This is a genomic window from Bacillus andreraoultii, from assembly GCF_001244735.1.
GTDB lineage: Bacteria > Bacillota > Bacilli > Bacillales > Caldibacillaceae > Caldifermentibacillus > Caldifermentibacillus andreraoultii.
This window is the reverse complement of record NZ_LN868937.1, coordinates 415,521-442,087: the sequence shown is the minus strand read 5'-3', so window position 1 is coordinate 442,087 and position 26,567 is coordinate 415,521. Positions and strand designations below refer to the sequence as shown.

The following is a 26,567-nucleotide window of genomic DNA, read 5'->3' as shown; positions in this document are numbered from 1 at the left end:
TTGAATACAAACATTAATAAGTATATAGATGATTTGTTCAATGGTTATGAAGAAACAGCGGAACTAAACGACTTTAAAGAGGAAATCACATCAAACTTACAAGCAAGAATTAACGATCTTGAGAATAAAGGGTTAGACACGAAAACTGCTTTTACAAAGGCGATTGCTGAACTTGGAGACATAACATCCATTGCAGATGAAATTAGTAAACAAAAGCGAAATGAATTAATTGGCGAAATGTATATTGAAAAAGATAGAAAGATTGGAATGAAACATGCAATTGGCTATACGCTTGCTGGTAGTGTGCTTATCTTTGGTATCATTACATGTCTTATTACTTATTTCTCAACAAACAATATTTTCCCTGCAATTTCAAGTTTATTACCTTTTGTCGTACCTGCCGGCGCATTGTTTGTTTTCTTAGGTCTGACACAAGAAACATCACGTTTGTACCCAATGTCATGGAAACGCGCGTTGATTTATGCAATCGCCACTGCATCCGTTCTTTTTGGAGTAACCATTTCTATCTCTCATTATTTTTTAGATGGTCATACATGGGTCGAAGTTCTTGGCATATTCATTCCATTTGTTATTCCAGCATTAGCTGTTCTTTCAGTCCTAATTCTTACAGAGAAAAAACGTTACAAACCGTGGATTATGGAGTTGTATAAAATAGAAATGAGCCATTATGCAAATAAATACAGTAATCCAGAACAGAATGAAAAAAGAGGATTGCTTTCTGGTGCACTTTGGGTCGGGGCCTTTACTGTGTTTGGTCTCATTTGGCTATTAACTTCATTAAAGTACGCGTTATTTGTATTTCCTTTTGCCATCGTGGCAGAAATATTAATTGAATATCGGATGGTTGCTAAAAATTAATTCAGCGGGGGGACTCTCCGCTGTTTTACTATATTTTTATGCTGTACTTTTCATTTTTTCTTAAAACATCAACTTTTGACTACCTTTTTCGATTTTTCATATTTTTATTAAAAACCTTCATAACAAATATTTGCAAAGATGCCCGCGATTAAAATGGTAATGCTTGAATACATCACACTCTGTAACCCAAGTGTTTGGTAACCAAGTAAAATAATAAATCCATCTAGTAAAGCAATAATTAACCCAATATTTAGTGGCGTCACTTTTGCAATAAAATAAGCAATTAAGTCTGTCCCACCCGTGCTTGTCTTATACCGAAGCATGAGCCCTACAGCAATACCACAAATACCCCCACCTAATATGGCGCTTAACCAAATGGGAAGAGAAAACTGATAGGGTGCCAATAAATCAATAAATATGGCACACACAATCATCCCGTACACACTCCCGTGAAATTGGGTACGGTCTTTCCACCATGCGAAAAGAATGAGTGGAATACTTAACAAAGCGGACCATAAACCTGCTTGAAAATCAAAATAATAATGTAAAATGAGTGCCAACCCAATTATTCCCCCGTCAAGCAAATGATGTGGGACTAGAAATCCATTAATCCCGATTGCTAGTAGAAAACAACCAATGACTAAAGCTGCCATTCTTCCAAAAATGGTAATCCCCCCATTTGTATTGAACTAACATTATATGATTATATGAGGATTTTTAAAAAATAGAACTCGTTTACAAGTGTTCGGTAACTTTTGGTTGGGTTTTCCCGTTTTGATAGACGTTGCAAAAAGATTGTTTGTTAAAGCTTAAAGAATAGAAAATACTGGCGTGTTTCCAGTCTTTTTCCATAGAATTGGGATATGTGTTTCTAGCAACCCACATTCGAAAAAGGAAAATGTTTCGTCATCTTCCTTTTAAAAACATAAATATCGTTTTCATTTCTCAGGAATATTTTCTCTTGGCACATAAAAATAATGGCCATCAATTGCCCATTTATAACAACTATGGAGATGATTCAAGGAAAATAAACGACTTAAATCCATCAAAATAAAAAAGCTAATCCCCATCACCGAGAACCAGCTTTTTATGATCATGATGCACCTAAAAGCACCCTTCCATTACGTATGGGATACAATAAATTCTCCATTTCCTTCTAACTCGTAGGACTTTACTCCTTGTGGCAAAATAAAGTGCATTCCCTTTTTCAAGTCAAAGCTTTGTCCATCAATCAAAAGACGAGCTTCCCCTTCGACAACACTTACTTGCAAGAAATCTTCTTTTAATTCACGTGTAGCTAGTCCTGCTAATGACCAATGATAAACGGTAAAGTATTGTTCTTCCACAAGTTTCTTTTCAACAAGACCACCGAATGTTTCTTCTGTTTGTTCAACGGCCGCGTCCTTATGGGGTACCATTGCGACTTGCTTCGATCGTTCCAGATGGAGTTCACGTTTATTTCCATTTGCATCCGTTCGGTCATAATCATATACACGATACGTAATGTCAGAGCTTTGTTGTGTTTCGAGAATAACAATCCCTTTTCCGATAGCATGAATCGTTCCACTTGGTACATAAATAAAATCGCCGGCCTTCACTTTCACCTTGCGTAACAACTTGTCCCACTCACCATTATCTACCATCGTTTCAAATTCCTCATGAGTTTTAGCATGATGGCCTAAAACAAGTTCGGCATTTTCCTCCGCATTTAATATGTACCAACATTCCGTTTTTCCATAAGGGACACCTTCTACTTCACGAGCAAATTCGTCATTTGGATGAACTTGTACAGAAAGATCATTATTTGCATCAAGTATTTTTACAAGTAGCGGATAATCACCATCGCTTTTTTTGTTAAAAAGTTCACCATGTTCATTCCACGCATCAAGCAATGTTTTACCAGCGAGCTCACCATTTTTTATCATACTTGGGCCATGTGGATGAGCTGAAATTACCCACGCCTCCCCTGTGTGGTTCGTTGGAATTGGATAGCCATAATCCGTTTTTAACTTTTCCCCTCCCCAAATTCGTTCATGAAGAGTTGGTTCTAGAAAGATTGGTTCGTTTTGGTACAATTGGATCACCTGCTTTTATTTATTCACTAGAAAAAATAACAAAAAGAGGAGCAAATCCCGTTTCACGAATTGGAATGCGTTCTCTTTTAAAAATAATTACTTTGTGAAATCATTCCCTATTAGTGTACCCTAGTTCTGCTCCCATTTCCACCATTTCATAATGATGTATGGCAAGGAATCCAATCTCGCATTGCAGCAAAAATTTTGCCCTGACTGACGCTCTCAAAATATGTCGCGTAATCATTTACAATAACATTGAGCCTTTCTATCCTTACTTCAGTCAAAAATCATTTGATGATGGTTGGTCGTATTTATTATGGAAAAATAGATAATCGTTGACTTTTGTTTTTAACTTAACTGCCTTTTAAGATTCCCTAGTTCCCTTTCATTTCGAACGCTTTTTCCCAAATAAAATCTTGATCTCTTTCAAGCGTCTTAAAACGTTCTAATATTTCTTGATGACGCTCTTCACTTTTCAACTCTAACTTTTGCAAATTTTGTTGTGTCTCAAGTAACTCTTGTTTTATTTCTTTTTGTTCAACCTGAATAGAACCAACCATTGTTATTAGTTGCGATAACATACTCTCAATTTGATTTTCCTTCATATTCCCTCATCTCCTATCAACTATTATATCCGAACATGAACTTCATATAAAGGAACATTTGTTCTATTCATCATTAATATAATGTACTTTTATCAATATGTCAATAGTAAAATTATAATTTTCTGATATTTAATTGGCTTACATTTCTTCTGTTTAAATTCCCTACCAACCTCCATTCATTTTATCAAAAATTTGATTTTTCATAAAATAAAAAGAAGAATTTTCAATCATATCTATCATTTATTAAAAGGAATATAGTACTATAGTCATATAAGAGATAGGGAATATTCCAGACAGAAAAAGAACTCTAGTAGAAGCAAATGATTTGCCAAAAGAGGTTCTTTAAATCTAGGAAATAGCCCAAAAGATAGCTTGATTCGAGTTTTAGGAGGAGTTCACTTGTCAAAAAGTACACGATTTCTCAATGTATTTATTGTTTGTCTATTTTTACTCGGGCTTCCAAGTGGGGCTTTTGCCAACAGTCCGAAAGTGCAAAACAATGAAAAAGAGACTGAGCAACTGCAAGAAAGACTAAATTTAGCAACACCTAAGCTTAAAGACAAAACAAGTATGAATGATTTTAAAAATCCAAACGACTATCTACTCATCAATCCGGGAAAAAACATCCCCACACTTACCGATAGCCGAGATACAAAACATACTTTAACATACGAGTCGACTACTTCATACTCCACATCTGAAATGTTGATAAATATATTACATAAAAGTTCAAACGATAAAACGAGAGACGAGTATTTGACCATTGAGTTCTTTACAAATAAAAACGGAACATTACACTTTGTTGGCTACCGTGATATCGACTTATCGTACTACACTGGCACAAATAAAGTTAGCACAATTATTGATAAAGCAGTCTACAAAAATGATCCATACATGTATATTCGTGTAGGCATATCTGAAAGTAAATACGATGAATATTATTCCGATGTTTCTTATTTTAAAGTTGCCAACCCTTTTTATAAGAATAATACAGGCAGTGGAGCAAGTGCAAAATACTACCAACTAATTAGCAATGAATCAACGAATGGGGATGCTAGCGAAAGCACCGGTACTTTTGCGATTAATAATGACGCCTATGCTTCTAGTAAAAATTTACAAGAAGATGCCTATCGAATGGATTATGTCGTTCCATTTGATACGAAAATATATGCCCATCGAACGCTAAAGAAAAATGCTAGAGCAGTGCAAAAATTATACAAAGAAGGAGATACAAAATCCTTTTATGTTTATAATATTAAGACTGGCTATTATTCTTCGAGACCAGCAACCTTGCTCTACAGCGGTACCCATTCCAATATTTGGGTAAATAATAATGAAATTACTGCTGATGATGCAAAAAAGCTCGGCCAGGAATTTGATAGTAAAATTTTCAATGCAGTTGTTAACAATTTTGGAACTCCATCAGATATTGATCAAAACGGAAAACTAGACATTCTTTGTTATGATATTCAAGATGGCTTTAGCGATTATGGTGGTTATGTTGCTGGGTACTTTTCACCACTGGATTTATATGATGATAAATATTCCAATCGTTCAGAAGTATTTTACATCGATACATACCCACTTATGGGGACTGGTTCGAAAAAAGATGTTACAGAAGCTTATTCCACATTAGCTCATGAATTTCAACATATGGTGAATTTTAATCAAAAAGTTTTCGTCCAAGGGTTGGAACAAATGGATGTGTGGATGGATGAAGGCTTAGCCATGGCGGCTGAACAAATTTATTTAGGCAAAGCGTTAGATCATCGGATTAGTTATTATAATGAAGATTCAAGTATTACAAACGGCCACTCATTACTTTATTGGGACGAGTATGGTGATGTTTTAGCCAATTATTCTTTATCTTACTTATTTATGCAGTATGTAAAAGCTCAAACAGGGATTGGAGATAGAACTTTTAAGGAAATAATTAATCAGCCTTACAATGATTACAGAGCGATTGAAGCGATTGCCAATAAATATATAAGCAACAATCTTACATTTGGTAAATTGATGACGAACTATCGCGCTGCACTTGTGTTAAAAGAAAAAACGGGTCTCTATGGATTTAAAGGTGATCCGACTTTTAACGATATTAAAGTGAAGCTATATAACGGTAGTAGTAAAAACTTACGAGGCGGCGGTGCGATTGTTAGAGAGTTACAATCAGAAAGTGACTTCTCTATCCCAGCATATAAAGGAACAGATATTACGTATACGTTGCTTCAAGCACAACAACAAAACGTGCCTCCTATACTAAAGACACCAACTGTCAGCGAAGTAGGCGATAGTGATACAAATGTCAAAGGAACAGCTGATCCAAACGTGACAATTATGATTACAAAGGATGGAAAAACAATTGGCTCGGCAAATTCAACGACAACAGGCAATTTTTCCGTTTCGATTGCAAAACAAAAAGCTGGGACAAAGTTACAAGTATACGCAACAAAAGGCCCGTCAAACAGTAAAGTAGCTACTGTTACTGTTAAAGATAAGACTGCACCTGCTAGCCCGAAAGTTAACAGTGTTAGTGATATGAGCACCGTGGTATCTGGTACCACTGAACCTAGTGCAGTCACTACTGTTACGGTCGGATCTTCTATCATCGGTTCAGGCAAGGCTGATAGTAAAGGAAGCTTTTCCGTTCCTTTAAAAAACAAGCTAAAGGCTGGGACCAAGCTTGTTGTCTACGCGACCGATCAAGCGAAAAATAAAAGTAAAGGTTCAACGATTATCGTCACTGATAAAACCGCTCCGGCTCCTCCTTCTGTTAACACGTTCGGTGACAACCAAACGATAATTACCGGAAAAGCCGAAAACGGTTCTAAAATCACCATTAAAAATGGGAAAACCCTTCTCGGCACTGCAACAACGAATAATGGCAAATTCTCGGTGAAAATTAAGTCAAAACAAAAAGCGGGCACCACATTAACTGCCTATGCTACTGACAAAGCTGGGAACACAAGTAAAGGAAAAACATTTAAAGTTGCCGACAAAACCCCTCCGGCAACGCCAACTGTAGGCACCGTAACTTCAAAATCAACAAAGGTGACTGGAAAAGCGGAAAAGGGTTCAACCGTATACGTGTACAACGGTAATAAATATATTGGTAAAGGAACAACAAGTTCAAAAGGCAACTACACTGTTCATATAAAGAAACAGAAAAAAAGATCTACCTTAAAAATCTACGCAAAAGACAAAGCAGGGAATAAAAGTAAAACGAGGAGTGTGAAAGTTAGATAGATAAATTGTCGATGGAAAGAAACCTCTGTTCCTATACAAAAAAGGAACAGCTATGACGAAAACGACCACTTATAAGAAGGGTCGTTTTCTATTTCACATCAACACAATATGGCAGCCCCAATAAAACCCAATTCTTTAACTATTGCGTTTACCTTGACGTATGATTTTAAGCAGGTGTATACTTTTAAAAAAACTAAAGGCATATTTTTTTACGATAAAAGTTGCACAAGGGAAACTTTATTTTACTTGTCCACATGTCTAAGGGGTGAGAAACATGGGTGCTGATAAAAAAAATTCACATGATTCACAAGGATGGTTACGATATAGTGACAATGTGAGTCTAGAGGAAGTTCATCATACAATAAAAATTCCACATAACGGAGGTTTTTGGAAAAAGTTTTTTGCTTTTGCTGGCCCTGGTTCATTAGTAGCTGTTGGTTATGTAGATCCAGGGAATTGGGCTACTTCCATTGCTGGTGGTGCAAGATTCGGATACTCTTTACTTAGTATTATCCTTATTGCAAACTTAATGGCCATGTTATTGCAATCATTATCGGCGAAATTAGGGATTGTAACAGGTCGAGACTTAGCACAAGCGACAAGAGATGCAACGGGTCCGAAAACGGCATTTTTCCTATGGATATTAACCGAACTCGCGATTATTGCAACAGATTTAGCCGAAGTGATTGGTTCAGCCATCGCGTTAAATTTACTTTTTAAAATTCCATTACTTGTTGGTATTGTCATTACAACAGTTGATGTGTTGCTATTACTACTTTTGCAGAAAAAAGGGTTTAGAATTATTGAGTCGATCATTATTGTACTGATGATCACCATTTTTAGCGTATTTGTCTTTGAAGTTATTATTTCAAAACCAGAAATCACTTCATTACTTGGTGGATATATTCCAAAAGCAGAAATCGTCACCAATTCAGAAATGCTCTTCATATCACTCGGTATTCTAGGAGCAACCGTCATGCCGCACAATCTATACCTACATTCATCGATTGTTCAAACAAGACAGTTTAAACAATCAGAAGAAGGCAAGCGTGAAGCGATTCGATTCTCTATCTTGGACTCGACCATCTCCTTATCTATTGCCTTTTTAATTAACTCAGCCATTTTAATATTAGGAGCAGCGGCTTTTTATGGCAAGGGACTAAACGTATCCGAAATTGAAGCAGCTTATCAACTATTAAGTCCGACAGTCGGTGTAGGTATTGCCAGTACTCTTTTTGCTGTCGCCTTACTCGCATCGGGTCAAAATTCAACCATTACCGGAACATTAAGCGGTCAGATTGTTATGGAAGGTTTTATCAAGTTACGAATTTCCCCTTGGTTGCGTCGTATTATTACCCGATTACTTGCAGTGATCCCAGCATTTATCGTCACTTGGATTGCCGGGGCTAAAGGAACTGGTGAGCTATTATTATGGAGTCAAGTTATACTTAGTCTCCAACTCCCTTTCGCCATTGTTCCATTAGTAATCTTTACAAGTAGTAAAGAAAAAATGGGAAATTTCGCAAATGGAAAGTGGACGAAAATCCTAGCATGGACAATTACCTGTTTAATCATTGTCCTTAACGTATTTTTAGCTTCTTATATATTTATTACCGGCCATGAACTAGGATAAAGCCTTTCCCATTTTAGAGAGTTTACCTAGTCATTGAAATCATAGTTACCTAATTCTATATCCAATCCATGCTAGAATTGTTTTTAAAAGAGAAGGAACGTATTTCAATATCATCATTTATGAACACAACTAACAGGATTCTGTTATACTAAAGTGAGATTTTTCAATAATAAGTTGCTGCTTTCAAAATCCATAGTTTGTTACGCGGTGTAATTTTTAAGGAGGATTATCGTGAGCTCAATAAAAAAGATTTCATTAGGACTATTACTCGTAGCAGCAATGACATTAGCTGCTTGTGGAAAAACGAACGAGTCAACCACTCAATCGAATGATCCATCTTCCACAGCACAACATACAAAAGATGACGCAACTGGCAACTCGGAGCAAGAATCAAAAGACAGCGCTAGTTCGAGTAACTCTGACCAAAATGCAGATGGTAAAGAAAGCTCATCAGCTCAAAATGACGATGGAACAACCAATCAAGTAGAGAACACATCCGGCACAAACCGTTCGGGACAAACGAATCAAGCCCAACCATCCACTAAATCAAATACAAAAACATCAAGAAGTGAAAGCAATAAGACCAATATTTCAAAGGACCAATATCTCAAAAAACTTAATGAAATGGAAGAGGCAGATCGAAATACCGAAGATGGAAAAACAATGAAAAATATGGTGGAACAAGAGGAATTACGGTTTAAAAAGTGGGACGCTGAACTGAACAAAATCTATGGGATACTAAAAGAACAGCTCACGAAAGAACAAATGAATAACTTACGTGAGGAACAACGAAACTGGATTACACTACGAGATAAAGATGCTAAAGAATCAGCCGAAAAGTATAAAGGTGGCTCTTATGAATCGTTAGAATATGTAGCGACACAAGCAAGTTTGACAAAAGAGAGATGCTACGAACTAGTTGCAAAGTATATGCACTAGGCTTAGGAACTTTTACCTGGGCTCTATTTTCACTCTAACTAGTAAGGGAAATTCCTATTGAATCGTTCAAGTTTTCAAAGATAAGAGAAAGATGTTTTACTATCCAAAAGAAGCAGAAGTATCGCTGCTTCTTTTTCCTTTGTTATAAGTGATAAAAGGAGTTTAATTACATATTTGTATGACGTATGATTTAGTGAATTTTTGGCAATGATGAATGTTATCCAATATAATAGAATTAGATTCTTCTATATTGGCAATTTTGTTGAAAAAGACTGCTCTAACTATATCCTATTTGTCAGATGGAAAGCTAAGAAATTTCATATGTACCATTTTACTCATCCATGAGCTTTTCCAGACCGACTATTGGCAAAGATTAAGAAAATTGGGCAATTTTTACCCGTACACGGACAATTTACACCCCAGCCCTAAGATATACATTTTGAAATCCTTTTATAAAAACGATCAATTTCCCTAGTGAGGTGAATATAATGGAAAAATTAGAAGAAACCAAAGACAGGGTCATACTAGATAAAATGAAAAAAAAGATGAATAAAATGGTAAGTGAGTACCAGAAGTTCTGGCAAGAAATAGAACTACCAATTTCCCTAGCGGATGGACTTACAAGATATACGAAAGAAGAATTAAGTCACATTCGAAAACGACTCAACCTGAAAAATGCTAGTAGTTTAAACAAAGCGGATCTCATTCATTTGTTAGAAAGCTCTATTCCATTTTATGTAAAAAATCTCATCCTCAATATGGACCAAAATCAATTTTCTCTTTTAAAAACGATGGTCCGCCAAAAAGGAGTAATGACAGATCCTAATCTAGATTTGGATAAATTAAAAATTTTACAGTCGCTCGGTTTTATTTTCTTCGGAACACATAAAGGAAAGAAAACATTGGTACTTCCAAAAGAACTAATTGATCCCCTTACGTTAATTGTTAATGATGCAAAAGTTATTGCAATCATAAAAAGAAACACTCAGTGGATTTTACTTACACAAGGAATGCTTTACTATTATGGAGTAATGAGCATGCAGATGCTTTTTGAAAAACTAGAACAATATATGAAAGAACCAGTGAACAAATTTGAATGTTTAAAAGTTCTTCACCTTGCGCAGGAATATTACCTAGAATTTGACTGGCATCGGGATGGATTAACCCATTACCGTGTAAGGGACTCTGAGACAATTATCAATGAACAAACGATGCGAAGAAGTGTCGATTACTATCCATTTACAAAAGACCAGTTACTAACAGCAGGAAAGCCAGACTTTGCCGAATGGAATGAAAGTTCGAGAGCATTCCTAACCTATCTACTACAAACCTATGAAATAACAAAGGACGAAGCAAGAGAAATTATCCAAGATTGTGTGTACACTGTTCAAGAAGGAGAAAACCCACAAGAATTATTTCATATCTTACAATCCCGTCTTGAATTTGACGATCTAGATTCTTTACAAACCTGTATGAACTTTATCACGAATCTTGCAAACAACACAAGACAATGGTTTCTTAAAGGGTACTCATCAACTGAATTATTCGAGAAGGAGAAAAAGTTTTTGAATCCTCTCCCAACTAGTCCAAAAATGACTCAGGATTCCATACCATCAACAGTAAAAGTTGGAAGAAACGACCCTTGTCCATGTGGTAGTGGGAAAAAGTACAAAAAATGTTGTGGAATAGTGTAGGAAAAACGATTTTAGACACTGAATGCCATAAGACTCACTTAATGATTGATACCGAAACATACGAGGCTTTTAGGCTTTCATTTTCCTACAAACCAGACAACCTCTATTGTCACAAATAAGAAAAGTAACCATCCGTTTCTCGGCCAGGGATAGGATAGGTTACTTTTCTACTTTAAATTCGCTACCACTAGGCAACCTTCAATTCGATTGGCCATGAGATGAGCGTCTAGAACCTTTCTAGATGACCGTTTTCGTCTTTTTCTTAGCAATTTGGCCGTCTATAACTTTTTTTCGACTTTGATGTAATGCTCCCAAGCCGTCCTTGTGCGGTTATACGTATAGGTAAGTAAAAATTGGATATTTATCCTTTCATTGCAGCCAAAAAAGGAGAAGCCACAATCACTTCTCCTTTTTTCTCATAGTCATATGTTTATTTTTCTATTTTCACTTCAACCGTACGGACTCCCCAGTTTCTTGCTTGCTTTTCGGTTGGGAAGTAAATATCAATTTTCTTGCCTTTTATTGCTCCACCTGTATCGCCAGCAATCGCATGACCGTAACCTTCTACATACACTTTCGTACCAAGTGGAATCACTTTAGGATCCACAGAGATTACTTTCACTTTCGGGTTTTTCTTCAAATTAATTCCTGTTGCTGTAACGCCAGATCCCCCTGCACTTTTAACCGTATATGCAGTTGAGGTAACCTTAATCGTCTTTACAGATGTCTCTTTTTGTTGAGTTGCTTCTTTTTTCACAGGATCCTTTCTTACTTTGTCAGTTTCTTTTGAATTTACCGGTTGTTCCTTTTGATTAGCAACTACCTTCGTTTGATCCTCTTCTTCAGGTTTCTCAGGCTTAGTTGCTTGGGCTTCCGTTTGTTCGTTTGTTATGGTAGAATCCGGATTCTTTGCTGATTCTTCCTCGGAAGCTTGTACATTTGTTTTCTCAGTTGATATTTCTGTATCTTTTCCATCTGTTGCCCGAGCTGAATTTTCTTCTAGAGTATCATTCGTTGCTTTCACTTGCACTTCTTCTTGTTTGGATTCTGCGGATGCTTTCTCTGAAGTACTATTCACTGCCTCCGCTTGTTTTTCTAATTGATGCGACTGCTCTCTCTTTACCTGTTTATTCGAAGTTTCATATTTCATAGGTTTTCCATTAGAAGAACCCACACTTGAATGGGTTGCTGCTACATCAGCCGCGTCAACCCCAGGTATAGTTAAAACTTGTCCAATCGTAATCAAATCCGTTGTTAAGTCGTTAGATGCTTTTAATTCATGAACAGTAGTACCATACTGGCGTGCAATCCTCCAAAGAGATTCACCTTTTGTAACAGTATGTATATATTTTGTTTGTAACACTTGCCCAGGGTGGATCACATCAGATGTTAAATTATTAAAAGTCAATAGATTATCGACGGTCGTTTGATGACTTCTTGCTAGACTCCATAAATTGTCACCCTTCTGCACGACAACTTCCTCCGCAGATGCAGCTGAGGTCCAAATACCCATACTAGCAATAGTCGCCGCAACGGTAACAGCTATTTTTTTCATTTTGTCAATTCCCTCCTATGTAACTTCCATCTCAAGCTTACCATAGGAATTGGGGATTTGAAGTTTCATATCCATTAAAAAAACATTTCAAGGATTACACTAAGTTTACAAGATTTATAGTAAATGGGTTGCTGAAGTTAACGCCAATCATCTACTCGACGATTGTTTATCTATATTACAGCCTAGCAAGCCCATGTCAACAACTCACAACTAGAAGTCACGTTAGTTTTCGATATATTTCTAAATTACAACTCAACCTATACAAAAAACTTGGCGATTGCGGGTCCTTTAGGCTATAACAGATGCGTAGTTCACCGAAAAAACTATTTTCAAGTACAGGGGGTTAGGACAAATTTTCTACTTTCGTTACTGATAATAATTGTGCAAATGACTAAAAAAGTCTGTCGTTTTACCAATTGTTCAGAAGTGCACAAAATTATATAATGAAATCGTATTCATTGAAGGCACTTTCCTTTAAATGTTTTTACAATAAAGTATGCAACAATACAAATCTATTTGAGAAAATACTCACTGTGCAAACAAATAAAGCTTATTTCAATTATCTATTCTAATAATGATGAAAGTAAGAGCTAGGAGGATGAACTATGGAAGGAATTTTAGATATTAGCTGGATTGGTGCGTTAAGTGGACTTTTATTAGCAATTATTTTGATCTTATTTAAATTAGCACCAACATATTCTTTAATATTAGGAGCAATTGTAGGCGCCTTCATCGGTGGAGCTGGTTTCACAGATGCCGTTTCAATACTAATATCCGGTACACAAAGCGTCATGGGAACCGTTGTCCGGATTATCGCCGCCGGTGTTTTCGCTGGTGTCATGATGGAATCCGGTGCAGCAGAAACGATCGCAAAAGTCATTGTTGATAAACTTGGTGGTACGAAAGCAATGCTGTCCCTTGCACTTGCAACGATGATTATTACAGCGGTTGGGGTCTTTATTCCCGTTGCCGTACTAATTGTTGCCCCAATTGCTTTATCAGTTGCTAATAAAATGGGTTACTCAAAAGTGGCGATTTTAGTCGCACTATCTGGTGGTGGGAAAGCCGGAAACATCATCTCACCAAATCCGAATACAATCGCAGCAGCTGGTGGTTTTAAACTTGATGTTAACCAAGTCATGCTCGGTGGATTTATTCCTGCCATCTTTGGGGTCATCGTAACGGTTATTCTTGCTTCTCTCATTAAGTACAAAGGAACAAAGGTAACAGATGCCGAGGCAAGTGAATTAGAACAAGCAAATACAGACGACTTACCAGCACTTTCAAAAGCGTTAATTACACCGGTGATCGCAATCTTACTTCTAATGATCAGTCCAGTAGGTGCACTGCTCGGTGTTGACTTTTTAGAAAATCTGAAAATTGATTCCTTATTTATTCTACCATTTGCAGCGATTATTGGTTCCTTTACCTTAGGAAAAGGAAAACAAATATTAGATTACTGTACGGCTGGTCTTAATCGGATGACCCCTACAATTTTAATTATTATCGGTGCCGGTGCGATTGGGGGGCTAATTACAGCTTCTAATTTGCCAGAGAAAGTCGTTGCCCTTGTTGATGCATCTGGGATTTCCGGTGTGTTCTTGGCACCAATTGCCGGTACGTTAATGGCAGCAGCTACAGCCTCGACTTCAACAGGTGTTATTTTAGCTACCGGTTCTTTCTCAGATGCAATATTGAATACAGGAGTTGCCCCATTAGCAGCAGCAGTTATGACGCATGCAGGAGCAACAGTTATCGACCATTTACCACATGGTACGTACTTCCATGTTACACGAAACGCCATGAAAATGAGTATGAAAGATCGGATGACAGTTGTTTTATATGAAAGCATTGTCGGTCTAACAATGACAATTATCGCAACAATTCTATACGGATTTATCTTATAAAATTTTTTCTCCTTTATCTAAATAGTAGCTACTGTAAAATATGGTTTTCATAGACATTACAACAGTGTTCAAGCATTTAAAAAATAACGAGGTGTTCATGATGGGAAAAGTATTTTTATTAGCGCCAGACTCGTTTAAAGAGAGTATGACAGCAAAAGAAGTATGTGAAGCAATGGAACTTGGCATTAAAAGAGCCATTCCCGATGCCAAATGTATTCACGTTCCAATGGCAGACGGCGGTGAAGGTACGGTCCAATCACTCGTCGATGCAACAGGTGGAACATTTATTGATAAAGAAGTAACTGGACCACTAGGCACACCAGTAAAAGCAACATACGGAATTCTCGGTGACGGAAAAACAGCCGTTATCGAAATGGCAGCAGCTAGCGGCATTCAATATGTCACGAAAGAAACAAAAAATCCACTCGTGACGACAACTTACGGAACCGGCGAATTGATGAAAGATTGTATGGAAAAAGGAATTTCCAATATTATTTTAGGTATTGGCGGTAGTGCAACAAATGATGGTGGTACAGGTATGGCACGAGCACTTGGCTACCAATTTCTCGATAAAAATGGAGCGGAATTACAACTTGGTGGAGGATTTTTAGGTGAACTCGCGACAATCGATACAACCAATGTTTTGCCACAACTAAAAGATGTCCATATTTTAGTTGCATCTGACGTAACGAACCCATTATGCGGCGAACATGGTGCCTCTCTTGTGTTCGGACCGCAAAAGGGAGCAACTCCAGAAATGGTCAACATTCTTGATGACAATCTTCGGCACTATGCAGAGATTGTGAAAGTACAACTGAACATTGATATTTTAGATGTACCAGGTGCAGGGGCTGCTGGTGGTCTTGGCGCAGGATTACTTGCTTTTACAAATGCAACGATGAAAAAAGGTATCGAAATTGTCATTGAACACACGAATTTAATAGAAAAACTACAACATGCCGATTACTGCTTTACTGGTGAAGGTGGCATTGATTTTCAAACGAAATTCGGCAAAACCCCATACGGTGTCGCCAAAGCTACGAAAAGTGTTAACAATGGAATAAAAGTCATTGCTTTAGCTGGTTACATTGGGAAAGATGTTGAAGTTTTGTATGAAGAAGGATTCGATGCAATTTTTGGTATCGTACCAGGAGCAGCCGAACTTGAAATATTATTAAAACAAGGAAAAGAAAATGTGGCCCGAACAGCAGAAAGTATTGCGAGATTGTTAAAGTAAAGTGTTATGAAGTCCTGGCGTATATTTGATACGACAGGACCTTTTTCTATAAACACGGAAGCTTTTCTAGCCAAACCCCATCCGTCAAGCAAATCTTCTCACTTAACCCGATAAATAAGCATAAACAATAATTCCAATAGCTCGACAATATTTTTCGGATTCTTTCCCGTTAGTGCATGAATCCGGTCTAATCGATAGTTCAACGTATTTCTATGAATATTTAACATATCGGCAGCTTCATTCGCATTTAAGTTTGTACTTATGTAAACTTGAATGGTTTTCACTAAATCAATTTGTTTCTCCAATAAATGGGTGAGCCGATCGAGCCTTTGGTTATTCTTGAGAAAGTTGGAAATATCCGCGACAAATTCGCAGTTTTCATAATAAATGACTTTTTTATTCGGTAATAACCCTTTTATAACTCGTATAGCAGATTGCGCCTCAGTATATCCGGTTGCAATTTTATCATTCATAAGGCTTATTGATATGTAAGCATTTGGATGTTGTTTTCTAATCTGTTCAATAACTTTGTTTATTACATTCGATTCCTGTAGGATGAGACAGAGTGAACGGTTTGAAGGTTTAAAGCAAGGGACATGTATTGTTGTTACTTCATCAATCCATTCAGAAGCTTCCACATAAACGACTTGTGACGGTTTATATAAATCAATTTCATATATTTTTGCTTGCTCAACTAATTCATTCGTATACATAGTTTCATGGTTTATGATTCGGGTAAAAAATTCCTGTTTCACTTTTTCTTGGCGATTTTCCTTCTCCATGGCAGTGCTTTGTTCAATTAGTAACATAAACGTAGATCGAACTAGATTCCCAAATGGCTTTGTTTCCTCTACTTCCCCACTAATTCCAACCACTCCAATTATTTCGTCATTCATTTTAATCGGCAAGTTTATCCCCTTTTTAACAAATTCCTCATCACGCTCTATTTCTACTATTTTTCCCTGCTTAATCGCCTCCACCGCTCCATGATGCAATGTACCAATCCGTTCTTTATTACCACTGCCAATAATAATTCCACTTTCATCCATAATATTTATGTTATATGGTATATCTTCCATCATTTTATCCACAATATGTTGTGCTTGTTTCTTTGTTAATTGATACATATAAAATCCCCTTTGTTAACGGTTTTCACGTGCTTGTCTTAATAAGCTTTACATTATTTTAGCAAAGCATGACTCAATATTAGATTTTAAATGGAGAAAGTAACTATTAAATAAAATAGCTGAAAAAATTACGAGTTGTCGGAAAAAAACAACTGTGGAACAAATCAAGAAACATATAATTAATACTGCTATTTAAGTAGATAGTTTGTCCGTTCGCTTCTTCCACTTTTCGAAACAGTTGATATTCATATTTAACAACTATATCTTATATCATAAATATTGTACATTTTAACACATTACCGTAGTGATGGTACATTCCACTTTTCGGGTCCAATGTATCATATGAAAAGTGTAAAAAGTGAAATTCATAAAACTTCAGGAGATTCCCCAGCACCATTTTAGAGTAGAAAAGATGTACGAATTGAGGATTACATGTAAGTCATGGTCATTTTACTGTTCATCATATCGATTAATCAGCATTTCCAGACCTATTAAAAGCCATCTACCTAAGAAACGAAGAACGTTATTATAATACCATCTCCTTAATATAATTTTTCCTAAACAAAAAGAAAAGACCCATATGAGTAGGTTTTTGTCGAATCACGCGGTCAGAAAATCGACAAATCCCTTGGAATCAAGGCTTACCGCCCGATCCAATCAAACGTTTGATTGAATAACAAATTAGCACGGGACAAACACACCCCTTAAACCCACCCCCGCTTTCCTGCTTCCAAAAAAACCCATTCATCTCCAATGATTTTTGCTATAATTAAAAAATAAAGGTTTTTTATCGAATGGAGTTGTAGAAAATGAGAGGTCGCGTGACGAAGTTTTTTAACGAGAAAGGATATGGCTTTATATCAGATGAAAATGGAGAAAGCCGTTTTTTTCATATTTCAAATTTGGTAGAAAATGATGGGGATATTTCTATAGGCTCTTCCGTAAATTTCCAACCGCATAGCAATGAAAAGGGATTGACCTGTCTGAAAATAGAAGTGTTAAAGAGAAATAGAGCAAATTTTATTTCTGTTCATCATACGAATATTAAAGTCTCAAATATTAAGGAGTTTGGCGTTTCCCAAAGTACTCGTATGAAAGCAATAAAAGCACCCGTATTTAAGTTAAATCCAGCATACGTCAAAAAAAAAGATATGGCTGGTAGAAATTTATTTAAAAAACTCTTATTACCTGACAAATATCTTGAAACTAGTGAATATAAAGACGTGCCAAAAGAAGAATTTAATAAGGTCACCATAAAGGGAAATGAATTTAGTTATGACCATGATGAATACAGGCTACCTTACATTCTAGTCAAAACGGTTACAGGGATTGTAAAAGATAATGATCGATATACACGCATCGATGAGGGTGAAGCTAAAAAAGTCTATCGAAAGTATTTATACATTACAACCTACCAAAATGATAATTATCAATTTTTTGAGGATGATATTAATATAGAGGAAACTTTAGCACTGTTAAATGAGTTAGTAAATAACTAATCCATCTACCAGGGGGTCTGGCACCTGGAAACGTTGAAGTGTGTATTCCCAACCGGATGGAATCACTCACTCATACAACAAAGGTATTCTTATAAAAAGAGAAACCTTTAACTACCTTCAAACAAGAATAAAAAAAGCAAGAGGAGAAAGTGTAATGTTCTTCCCCTCTTGCTTAATTATAAGTTTCGAGCTCTTTTCGCTGCTTCGTTTGCCTCACGTTGCTTTGCTTTTCGCCCTGTTGACACTGTTGTCAAAATGATAAGTCTTGTCATTATCGTTGCCTTGTTTAGCCACTTGTCACTAAACAACATTTGCTTCTTATTGTTTATGTCTTGCCTCCCATTCTACTTCACATTTTCATCTCCGATTACGTGAACTTCCGCCAGAATCTCCACTACGATGGGAAAACTTATACGTACTCGAGGGAGCACTCCCCTCTGATTGAACATAAACCTATTTGATCTCTTTCGTCTTAATTAGTTGGTACACTTTCATATCACCATCTTCCGTTACTTTTACTAAATATTGCGCATTAAAGGCTTTAAATTTCTTCACATCATCTTCACCATAATAAATATGATATTCCTCATAAGTAAAGACTTTAAAAGTATTCTCATCAACAATTTCATAATCTTTTACTTCAACTTTTAAACTTTCTTCTTCTATTCCTCGATCATATAATTGCTGATTATAGTTTCTAGTCTCTTTATACGCAGGGCCTGATGGATCTAAATAATCACTCACATAAGAGAAGTCTCCATAATTTATTGCATCCATATTACTCGAGATATAACCATTCATTAAATCATTTAACTCAGCTTTTGGATCATCAAAAGCTTCTGTTTCCGCTTCTTTAAACTCTAAATATATATAAGAATCATCTTCAACCGTAACTGTGTTTGACTTTTTCACTCCGGTAGGAAATGTCCGTTCTGCAGAAATTTTAACAGAACCATCTGTAGCAATAGGACCGAACTCACCCGCATCAGCCACATTTACCTTCGCATCTTTTCCATTGACAAATATTTTTGCATCGTCGTAATTTGATTCAATTGTAATATAAGCACCTTCAAATTCGAGCTCGTGATGAATGACATTATCTTCAGCCATTGAAAAGTCAATTGTATCCTCTAATTCAAATGTTGAGAATTCACCTTTACTTTCAGCTTCTATATGATGGTTTCCAGGTAAAACATATCCGAAACTAACATAATTATCTGCCTTTTTTATGGTCTTTACTTTCTTACCATTCATGGAAACACTTGTATTTGGAAAGTTTGCAGAAATTTTTAATTGAAATGGAATGACTTCAACAACGTATTGTTTATAAATACCCCACTTCTTTTTCGCAGCTTCTTTAAGTATAAGAACTTTATTTCCATATCGATCTGCTACTGGCTTTGGCGTCCCATCGTTTCCAATGATGATTGATTGTTCTTTTAAATCTTTCATCAAGCTTGAAAAATCATTCTCTTTTGTTAAATACTTAATATAACTATCCATTTCTTTTTCTGTAACCGACACTTTATTTTGTCCTTCATTCACGATTTTCGCCAATTGTTTTTTATCTTTCGTAAAGACTGCCTTCTCAAACGCTTCTACGGTTTTTTCAGGTTTGTATTGGTGAGAAAAATAAAAATGAGTACCAAGTAAAGATAAGAGTACAACAACTATAGCGATGATACGAAACGTTGTACCTTTTTTTACCTTTTTTTCACCTTTTTTTCGCTCTACCGTACGTGAATTTTCAAGTTCTTTTCGATTATCTGCGCCACATTGATTGCAAAAGGATTGTCCTTCTTTCAATTCCTGTCCGCAATTTTTGCAATGAATCATTGTTTTTCTCCTTTCTATTCTGGGCCTTTTAAAGGGGAAAGCCTCCATCCCTTAACTGATAGTAGGGATAGAGGTTACTGTTTTACATCCTATCGCTTTGATAAAAACTTCCTTCCGTAATTACCGAGATAACTTGCAGCAAATGCAATAATAAAACTACCGATAAACATTTTTACAGTGCTAGCAGCAAATAGAATTGCCGATCCTTCAGCGCCTTCACCGGATATTGTCACATGACCACTTATTGAAATCGTTGCAATTGACGTTAAGATTGTCGCCAATATACTATAGACAAGACTAAAAATGATGAATGTCTTATAGTCTGATACATTTGTTTTCGCCATTCGGTAACCACTATACACAAGGAAGACAACTGGAATTAAGATGGCTAGTTTTAAATAAAGATTATAGTTTTCTGTACTGAATAAATATGCTAAAGCATGAAAATCGCTCGTGTCCATGTCTCCCTTTGGTGAGAAACCAGACAAAATGGAATAGCCAATTCCTTCGCTCTCATTCCCTCTTTCTATTAATTCAAACGATAGTGGTGAAAAATGGACGATACTATAAATGATCGATGATAGATGAATTCCAATAAAACTCACCGTGCTCCATGATTTTTCAAACAATTGATCAATTCCAGAAACACCAAGCATTGCTAACGTTGCTTTTATCCCTTTAATTTTCTTAAAAACGATGAACATTACAATAACGGTAAGGGTGCCAAAACTACGGAAAAACGCAGCTGCCCCTTGATGAATAGGCGTACCCATTGGAACTAATGTTTCTAAATGTTTCGTTATACGACGCCGATCTATACTAAAGAGCATTCCTAATAAACTAAATATCGAACCTATTGCAAAGCCTTTAAGTAGTGCAAAAACAAAAGGATATTTTGCCTCGATTGCAAACGAAACGGTATCCTCTCCATCAGGTATATTCGCTTTGAAGTCGAATCCACTAAATAAAGATACAACACTAAGAATTAATCCATAAATAACGCCAATCCCAACGGCCCCAAGAAGAAATGATTGTATCGATATCTCAGGGTTTTTCTTTCGGTAAAATACGCCACCGATCATCAGCGCGATAAAAGGGATGATGAGATACAACAAGCTTTTTACAGAAGCGTTTAATTCACCATTCACGTGAAATCGTTCATCATACTCGCTTCCTTTAAAGTCAAAAGTAAATTTTGGCGTTAATAAATGCGATGCCATTACATAATCGCTCGCTCCCGTTAATTTCTGTGGAATACGAACATCCGCATCATACTGTTCAGCCATATCAAGTACCATTTCTTTTGGAGTTGTATCAAAGGCTTGCTCAAATAATTTATCAAATGGAGACGTTACAAACGTGGAGAAAATAAAATTTAAAATAAACATAATTGCAAATGCAAGTATTGCTGGAACAAAAGCCTTTTTTGCTATCGCAACGACTTCAACGTTTGACCAATGAATAAACTTCCCTTTTTTTAATACTTTTGTCACACTTGGAGGAACCACTTGAATATCTTCTTCTCCAACTGTAAATTTAAGCAGTGAATATCCGCAACTCTGACAATAATTATCCGTTCCGCTTATTTTTCCACCACATCCCGGACAAAAGTTTGTTTCTTTGTTTGCTAGTTTTACATTTTTACTGGAACTATCATTAACTAAAGAAGTCCCATCATAAATACAGTAGTTGCTCCAATCGGGATTCGACTGACCGCATGTCCGACAATACATAAACCGTTCTCTCCTCACCAAGTAAAAATTTCCCATGCCATAAATAATTGCTATCGTTAAAGTTTATACACATCTGTTTAACAATTAAGACAATTTTGTTCCGCAACAACTGCAAAATGCTGCATCGAATGGGATTTCTTCTTCACAACTTGAACATACTTTTGTTTCTGTTACTTCTTCTTGTGAATATAGCTCTAATTTTGTTCCACAACTTCCACAAAACTTATCATCCACCGTTACTTTAACACCACAATTCGGGCAATTATGGTCTGTAGACTCAGCTTGGAGTTTAGCAATTGCTTGTTTTGCTTCATAAATCTTCCTATCAAATTCCTTTAACGCTTCTACTTTTTTCCCAAGTTCAGAAGATTCGAATTCTCCATTGCGGTATTTTTTATATAATTCTTCACCTAGTTGAATGAGAATTTCTGACCGCTTTAAGCCCGCTTCTTGAATCGCTTTCTTATGCATACTAACCGCTTGACTTGATTGGAGGCTACCTTGAATCTTATTTATACCGCTCCCAATCTTTTCGTAAATTTCACTCATTTCCTGCTCTCCTCCGTATAGATATTCCTTTTTTACTAGGATAATTGAATTATATTATTCGTAATAATCCCCTATCCTAGACGTACGTTCCTATTATATAATATACGATTCTATTTATCTATGAGTTGCCCGCTCAATTATAATGAGGTGCTTAAAACGGGACTTTGTACTCAATAATTTTTAAAGTTAGACAAGATTTCTGTACGTATTATAGTTACCGACACGGGCCATATTTGTTCTCTACTCGCCAAGTAAAGAAAACTCAGGGACGCTTGAGCCTTTAGACGAAACGAAAACCGTGGTTCGCTGAAAAAAGCGTTTTTCGGTTTTGTGTCATGCTGCTAGAGCCTTCCTTAGAGCGCTTAAGCGTATAGGAAATAGAAAAAGGCGGTCTGTATCTTTGTCAACATAGACTGTTGTTTTAGACAGTAAAAAGGGGCTCTAGAAGTCAAAATATCACTTTCTAGATGCCCCTTCCCCAAAGAATATTGGCGATGGTTATTTTACTTTAACCGTACGGTAACCACTTTTGTTATTTGATGCATCCACGGCTCTTACTTTAATGTTTGTTCCTATTTTCTGCTTGCTTATTTTAATTTTGTAATTACCGTTTTTATCTGCTTTAGCCGATCCAAGTTTTTTATTGCCGACATACGCGGTAACTGTCGAAGATTTTTCTGCTTTTCCAGTAATGTATTTTGAAGAATGACTGACCGACTTCACTGTAGGAACACTTGGTGCAATTCTATCAAGTACATTTATTGTCTTCTGCTTACTAGAACCATAATTGTTTTTTGCGTAAACAGAAATCTTCGTCCCCGCCTTTTGTTTCGGAATTGTTATTTTATATTGGCCTTTACTATCGCTCGTTCCCTTGTATGTTTTCGAACCGATTTTCACATAAACGGTACTAGAGTTGCTTGTTTTCCCACTTACATACGTACTTTTATTACTAACCGTACTTACTGTTGGCAAGTTGNCGCATCATACTGTTCAGCCATATCAAGTACCATTTCTTTTGGAGTTGTATCAAAGGCTTGCTCAAATAATTTATCAAATGGAGACGTTACAAACGTGGAGAAAATAAAATTTAAAATAAACATAATTGCAAATGCAAGTATTGCTGGAACAAAAGCCTTTTTTGCTATCGCAACGACTTCAACGTTTGACCAATGAATAAACTTCCCTTTTTTTAATACTTTTGTCACACTTGGAGGAACCACTTGAATATCTTCTTCTCCAACTGTAAATTTAAGCAGTGAATATCCGCAACTCTGACAATAATTATCCGTTCCGCTTATTTTTCCACCACATCCCGGACAAAAGTTTGTTTCTTTGTTTGCTAGTTTTACATTTTTACTGGAACTATCATTAACTAAAGAAGTCCCATCATAAATACAGTAGTTGCTCCAATCGGGATTCGACTGACCGCATGTCCGACAATACATAAACCGTTCTCTCCTCACCAAGTAAAAATTTCCCATGCCATAAATAATTGCTATCGTTAAAGTTTATACACATCTGTTTAACAATTAAGACAATTTTGTTCCGCAACAACTGCAAAATGCTGCATCGAATGGGATTTCTTCTTCACAACTTGAACATACTTTTGTTTCTGTTACTTCTTCTTGTGAATATAGCTCTAATTTTGTTCCACAACTTCCACAAAACTTATCATCCACCGTTACTTTAACACCACAATTCGGGCAATTATGGTCTGTAGACTCAGCTTGGAGTTTAGCAATTGCTTGTTTTGCTTCATAAATCTTCCTATCAAATTCCTTTAACGCTTCTACTTTTTTCCCAAGTTCAGAAGATTCGAATTCTCCATTGCGGTATTTTTTATATAATTCTTCACCTAGTTGAATGAGAATTTCTGACCGCTTTAAGCCCGCTTCTTGAATCGCTTTCTTATGCATACTAACCGCTTGACTTGATTGGAGGCTACCTTGAATCTTATTTATACCGCTCCCAATCTTTTCGTAAATTTCACTCATTTCCTGCTCTCCTCCGTATAGATATTCCTTTTTTACTAGGATAATTGAATTATATTATTCGTAATAATCCCCTATCCTAGACGTACGTTCCTATTATATAATATACGATTCTATTTATCTATGAGTTGCCCGCTCAATTATAATGAGGTGCTTAAAACGGGACTTTGTACTCAATAATTTTTAAAGTTAGACAAGATTTCTGTACGTATTATAGTTACCGACACGGGCCATATTTGTTCTCTACTCGCCAAGTAAAGAAAACTCAGGGACGCTTGAGCCTTTAGACGAAACGAAAACCGTGGTTCGCTGAAAAAAGCGTTTTTCGGTTTTGTGTCATGCTGCTAGAGCCTTCCTTAGAGCGCTTAAGCGTATAGGAAATAGAAAAAGGCGGTCTGTATCTTTGTCAACATAGACTGTTGTTTTAGACAGTAAAAAGGGGCTCTAGAAGTCAAAATATCACTTTCTAGATGCCCCTTCCCCAAAGAATATTGGCGATGGTTATTTTACTTTAACCGTACGGTAACCACTTTTGTTATTTGATGCATCCACGGCTCTTACTTTAATGTTTGTTCCTATTTTCTGCTTGCTTATTTTAATTTTGTAATTACCGTTTTTATCTGCTTTAGCCGATCCAAGTTTTTTATTGCCGACATACGCGGTAACTGTCGAAGATTTTTCTGCTTTTCCAGTAATGTATTTTGAAGAATGACTGACCGACTTCACTGTAGGAACACTTGGTGCAATTCTATCAAGTACATTTATTGTCTTCTGCTTACTAGAACCATAATTGTTTTTTGCGTAAACAGAAATCTTCGTCCCCGCCTTTTGTTTCGGAATTGTTATTTTATATTGGCCTTTACTATCGCTCGTTCCCTTGTATGTTTTCGAACCGATTTTCACATAAACGGTACTAGAGTTGCTTGTTTTCCCACTTACATACGTACTTTTATTACTAACCGTACTTACTGTTGGCAAGTTGGCAGGTGAACCAACTGTTGTTACTTTTGTACTGCTTGTACCATAATTATTTTTGGCATAAACAGAAATCTTCGTCCCTGCCTTTTGTTTCGGAATTGTTATTTTATATTGTCCACTGCTACTTGCTGTTCCACTATATGTTTTCGAACCAATTTTCACATAAACGGTACTAGAGTTGCTTGTTTTCCCACTTACATACGTACTTTGATTACTAACCGCACTTATAGTTGGTGTCGTTNGAGGAACCACTTGAATATCTTCTTCTCCAACTGTAAATTTAAGCAGTGAATATCCGCAACTCTGACAATAATTATCCGTTCCGCTTATTTTTCCACCACATCCCGGACAAAAGTTTGTTTCTTTGTTTGCTAGTTTTACATTTTTACTGGAACTATCATTAACTAAAGAAGTCCCATCATAAATACAGTAGTTGCTCCAATCGGGATTCGACTGACCGCATGTCCGACAATACATAAACCGTTCTCTCCTCACCAAGTAAAAATTTCCCATGCCATAAATAATTGCTATCGTTAAAGTTTATACACATCTGTTTAACAATTAAGACAATTTTGTTCCGCAACAACTGCAAAATGCTGCATCGAATGGGATTTCTTCTTCACAACTTGAACATACTTTTGTTTCTGTTACTTCTTCTTGTGAATATAGCTCTAATTTTGTTCCACAACTTCCACAAAACTTATCATCCACCGTTACTTTAACACCACAATTCGGGCAATTATGGTCTGTAGACTCAGCTTGGAGTTTAGCAATTGCTTGTTTTGCTTCATAAATCTTCCTATCAAATTCCTTTAACGCTTCTACTTTTTTCCCAAGTTCAGAAGATTCGAATTCTCCATTGCGGTATTTTTTATATAATTCTTCACCTAGTTGAATGAGAATTTCTGACCGCTTTAAGCCCGCTTCTTGAATCGCTTTCTTATGCATACTAACCGCTTGACTTGATTGGAGGCTACCTTGAATCTTATTTATACCGCTCCCAATCTTTTCGTAAATTTCACTCATTTCCTGCTCTCCTCCGTATAGATATTCCTTTTTTACTAGGATAATTGAATTATAT

At 36.3% G+C, this 26,567-nt stretch carries 20 protein-coding genes; 8 read left to right on the top strand and 12 right to left on the bottom strand.

Translation table 11 applies throughout. The features are described from left to right. Positions 1-879, top strand: a complete 879-nt coding sequence (locus BN2144_RS07395; protein WP_033827606.1) for a permease prefix domain 1-containing protein — start codon at positions 1-3, stop codon at positions 877-879. Positions 880-986: 107 nt separating this feature from the next. Here BN2144_RS07395 and BN2144_RS07390 read toward each other — a convergent pair whose 3' ends face one another. The 3 genes from BN2144_RS07390 to BN2144_RS07380 all read right to left on the bottom strand — a co-directional run bounded on the left by BN2144_RS07390 (position 987) and on the right by BN2144_RS07380 (position 3,559). Continuing rightward, positions 987-1,532 carry a YitT family protein gene (locus tag BN2144_RS07390; protein ID WP_050632247.1) on the bottom strand — a complete coding sequence of 182 codons (546 nt, stop codon included), beginning with the start codon at positions 1,530-1,532 and terminating at the stop codon, positions 987-989. 468 nt (positions 1,533-2,000) lie between these two features. Further along, on the bottom strand, positions 2,001-2,954 hold the full coding sequence (gene manA, locus BN2144_RS07385; RefSeq protein ID WP_033827604.1) for a mannose-6-phosphate isomerase, class I: 954 nt from the start codon (positions 2,952-2,954) through the stop codon (positions 2,001-2,003). A gap of 374 nt (positions 2,955-3,328) precedes the next feature. After that, on the bottom strand, positions 3,329-3,559 hold the full coding sequence (locus BN2144_RS07380) for a hypothetical protein (RefSeq protein WP_033827603.1): 231 nt from the start codon (positions 3,557-3,559) through the stop codon (positions 3,329-3,331). A 399-nt stretch (positions 3,560-3,958) separates the two neighbouring features. On the opposite strand from BN2144_RS07380, the gene BN2144_RS07375 reads away from it, so the two are divergent. The 4 genes from BN2144_RS07375 (at position 3,959) to BN2144_RS07360 (ending at position 11,071) form a co-directional block, all read left to right on the top strand. After that, complete coding sequence (locus BN2144_RS07375; RefSeq protein WP_042337714.1) at positions 3,959-6,805, top strand: Ig-like domain-containing protein; 2,847 nt, start codon at positions 3,959-3,961, stop codon at positions 6,803-6,805. A gap of 274 nt (positions 6,806-7,079) precedes the next feature. Beyond that, the gene (locus BN2144_RS07370) at positions 7,080-8,438 is read left to right on the top strand and encodes an Nramp family divalent metal transporter (protein ID WP_033827602.1); all 1,359 of its coding nucleotides are present in this window, start codon (positions 7,080-7,082) and stop codon (positions 8,436-8,438) included. 231 nt (positions 8,439-8,669) lie between these two features. Next, the gene (locus BN2144_RS07365) at positions 8,670-9,377 is read left to right on the top strand and encodes a lysozyme inhibitor LprI family protein (protein ID WP_033827601.1); all 708 of its coding nucleotides are present in this window, start codon (positions 8,670-8,672) and stop codon (positions 9,375-9,377) included. Between the two features lie 488 nt (positions 9,378-9,865). Continuing rightward, complete coding sequence (locus BN2144_RS07360; protein ID WP_050632246.1) at positions 9,866-11,071, top strand: SEC-C metal-binding domain-containing protein; 1,206 nt, start codon at positions 9,866-9,868, stop codon at positions 11,069-11,071. Between the two features lie 430 nt (positions 11,072-11,501). On the opposite strand, the gene BN2144_RS20725 is transcribed toward BN2144_RS07360, so the two are convergent. Then, complete coding sequence (locus BN2144_RS20725; RefSeq protein ID WP_050632245.1) at positions 11,502-12,626, bottom strand: LysM peptidoglycan-binding domain-containing protein; 1,125 nt, start codon at positions 12,624-12,626, stop codon at positions 11,502-11,504. 605 nt (positions 12,627-13,231) lie between these two features. On the opposite strand from BN2144_RS20725, the gene BN2144_RS07350 reads away from it, so the two are divergent. Both BN2144_RS07350 and BN2144_RS07345 read left to right on the top strand, forming a co-directional pair. Further along, positions 13,232-14,533: a GntP family permease gene (locus BN2144_RS07350; RefSeq protein ID WP_033827599.1), complete on the top strand. Its 1,302-nt coding sequence runs from the start codon at positions 13,232-13,234 to the stop codon at positions 14,531-14,533. Between the two features lie 97 nt (positions 14,534-14,630). Next, positions 14,631-15,770, top strand: coding sequence for a glycerate kinase family protein (locus BN2144_RS07345; RefSeq protein ID WP_033827598.1), 1,140 nt, complete (start codon positions 14,631-14,633; stop codon positions 15,768-15,770). Between the two features lie 98 nt (positions 15,771-15,868). Here BN2144_RS07345 and BN2144_RS07340 read toward each other — a convergent pair whose 3' ends face one another. Further along, positions 15,869-16,897: a CdaR family transcriptional regulator gene (locus BN2144_RS07340; protein ID WP_033827597.1), complete on the bottom strand. Its 1,029-nt coding sequence runs from the start codon at positions 16,895-16,897 to the stop codon at positions 15,869-15,871. An 821-nt stretch (positions 16,898-17,718) separates the two neighbouring features. Here BN2144_RS07340 and BN2144_RS07335 point away from each other — a divergent pair. Beyond that, entirely contained in the window at positions 17,719-18,396 is a 678-nt protein-coding gene (locus BN2144_RS07335; RefSeq protein ID WP_187366981.1) for a cold-shock protein, read from the top strand. A gap of 453 nt (positions 18,397-18,849) precedes the next feature. On the opposite strand, the gene BN2144_RS07330 is transcribed toward BN2144_RS07335, so the two are convergent. The 7 genes from BN2144_RS07330 to BN2144_RS07295 all read right to left on the bottom strand — a co-directional run bounded on the left by BN2144_RS07330 (position 18,850) and on the right by BN2144_RS07295 (position 26,512). After that, positions 18,850-20,232 (bottom strand): zinc ribbon domain-containing protein, encoded by a 1,383-nt coding sequence (locus BN2144_RS07330; RefSeq protein ID WP_033827596.1) that lies wholly within the window; start codon positions 20,230-20,232, stop codon positions 18,850-18,852. Between the two features lie 89 nt (positions 20,233-20,321). Further along, entirely contained in the window at positions 20,322-21,965 is a 1,644-nt protein-coding gene (locus BN2144_RS07325) for a zinc ribbon domain-containing protein (protein ID WP_033827595.1), read from the bottom strand. 84 nt (positions 21,966-22,049) lie between these two features. Then, a complete protein-coding gene (locus BN2144_RS07320; protein WP_033827591.1) occupies positions 22,050-22,514 on the bottom strand; it encodes a zinc ribbon domain-containing protein in 465 nt (154 codons plus the stop codon). Between the two features lie 498 nt (positions 22,515-23,012). Then, on the bottom strand, positions 23,013-23,489 hold the full coding sequence (locus tag BN2144_RS07315) for an Ig-like domain-containing protein (protein ID WP_033827594.1): 477 nt from the start codon (positions 23,487-23,489) through the stop codon (positions 23,013-23,015). A 557-nt stretch (positions 23,490-24,046) separates the two neighbouring features. Continuing rightward, positions 24,047-24,511: a zinc ribbon domain-containing protein gene (locus BN2144_RS07305; protein WP_033827591.1), complete on the bottom strand. Its 465-nt coding sequence runs from the start codon at positions 24,509-24,511 to the stop codon at positions 24,047-24,049. Between the two features lie 498 nt (positions 24,512-25,009). Next, positions 25,010-25,963, bottom strand: a complete 954-nt coding sequence (locus tag BN2144_RS07300; protein WP_033827592.1) for an Ig-like domain-containing protein — start codon at positions 25,961-25,963, stop codon at positions 25,010-25,012. Between the two features lie 84 nt (positions 25,964-26,047). Next, positions 26,048-26,512, bottom strand: a complete 465-nt coding sequence (locus tag BN2144_RS07295) for a zinc ribbon domain-containing protein (protein ID WP_033827591.1) — start codon at positions 26,510-26,512, stop codon at positions 26,048-26,050. Positions 26,513-26,567: the final 55 nt, after the last annotated feature.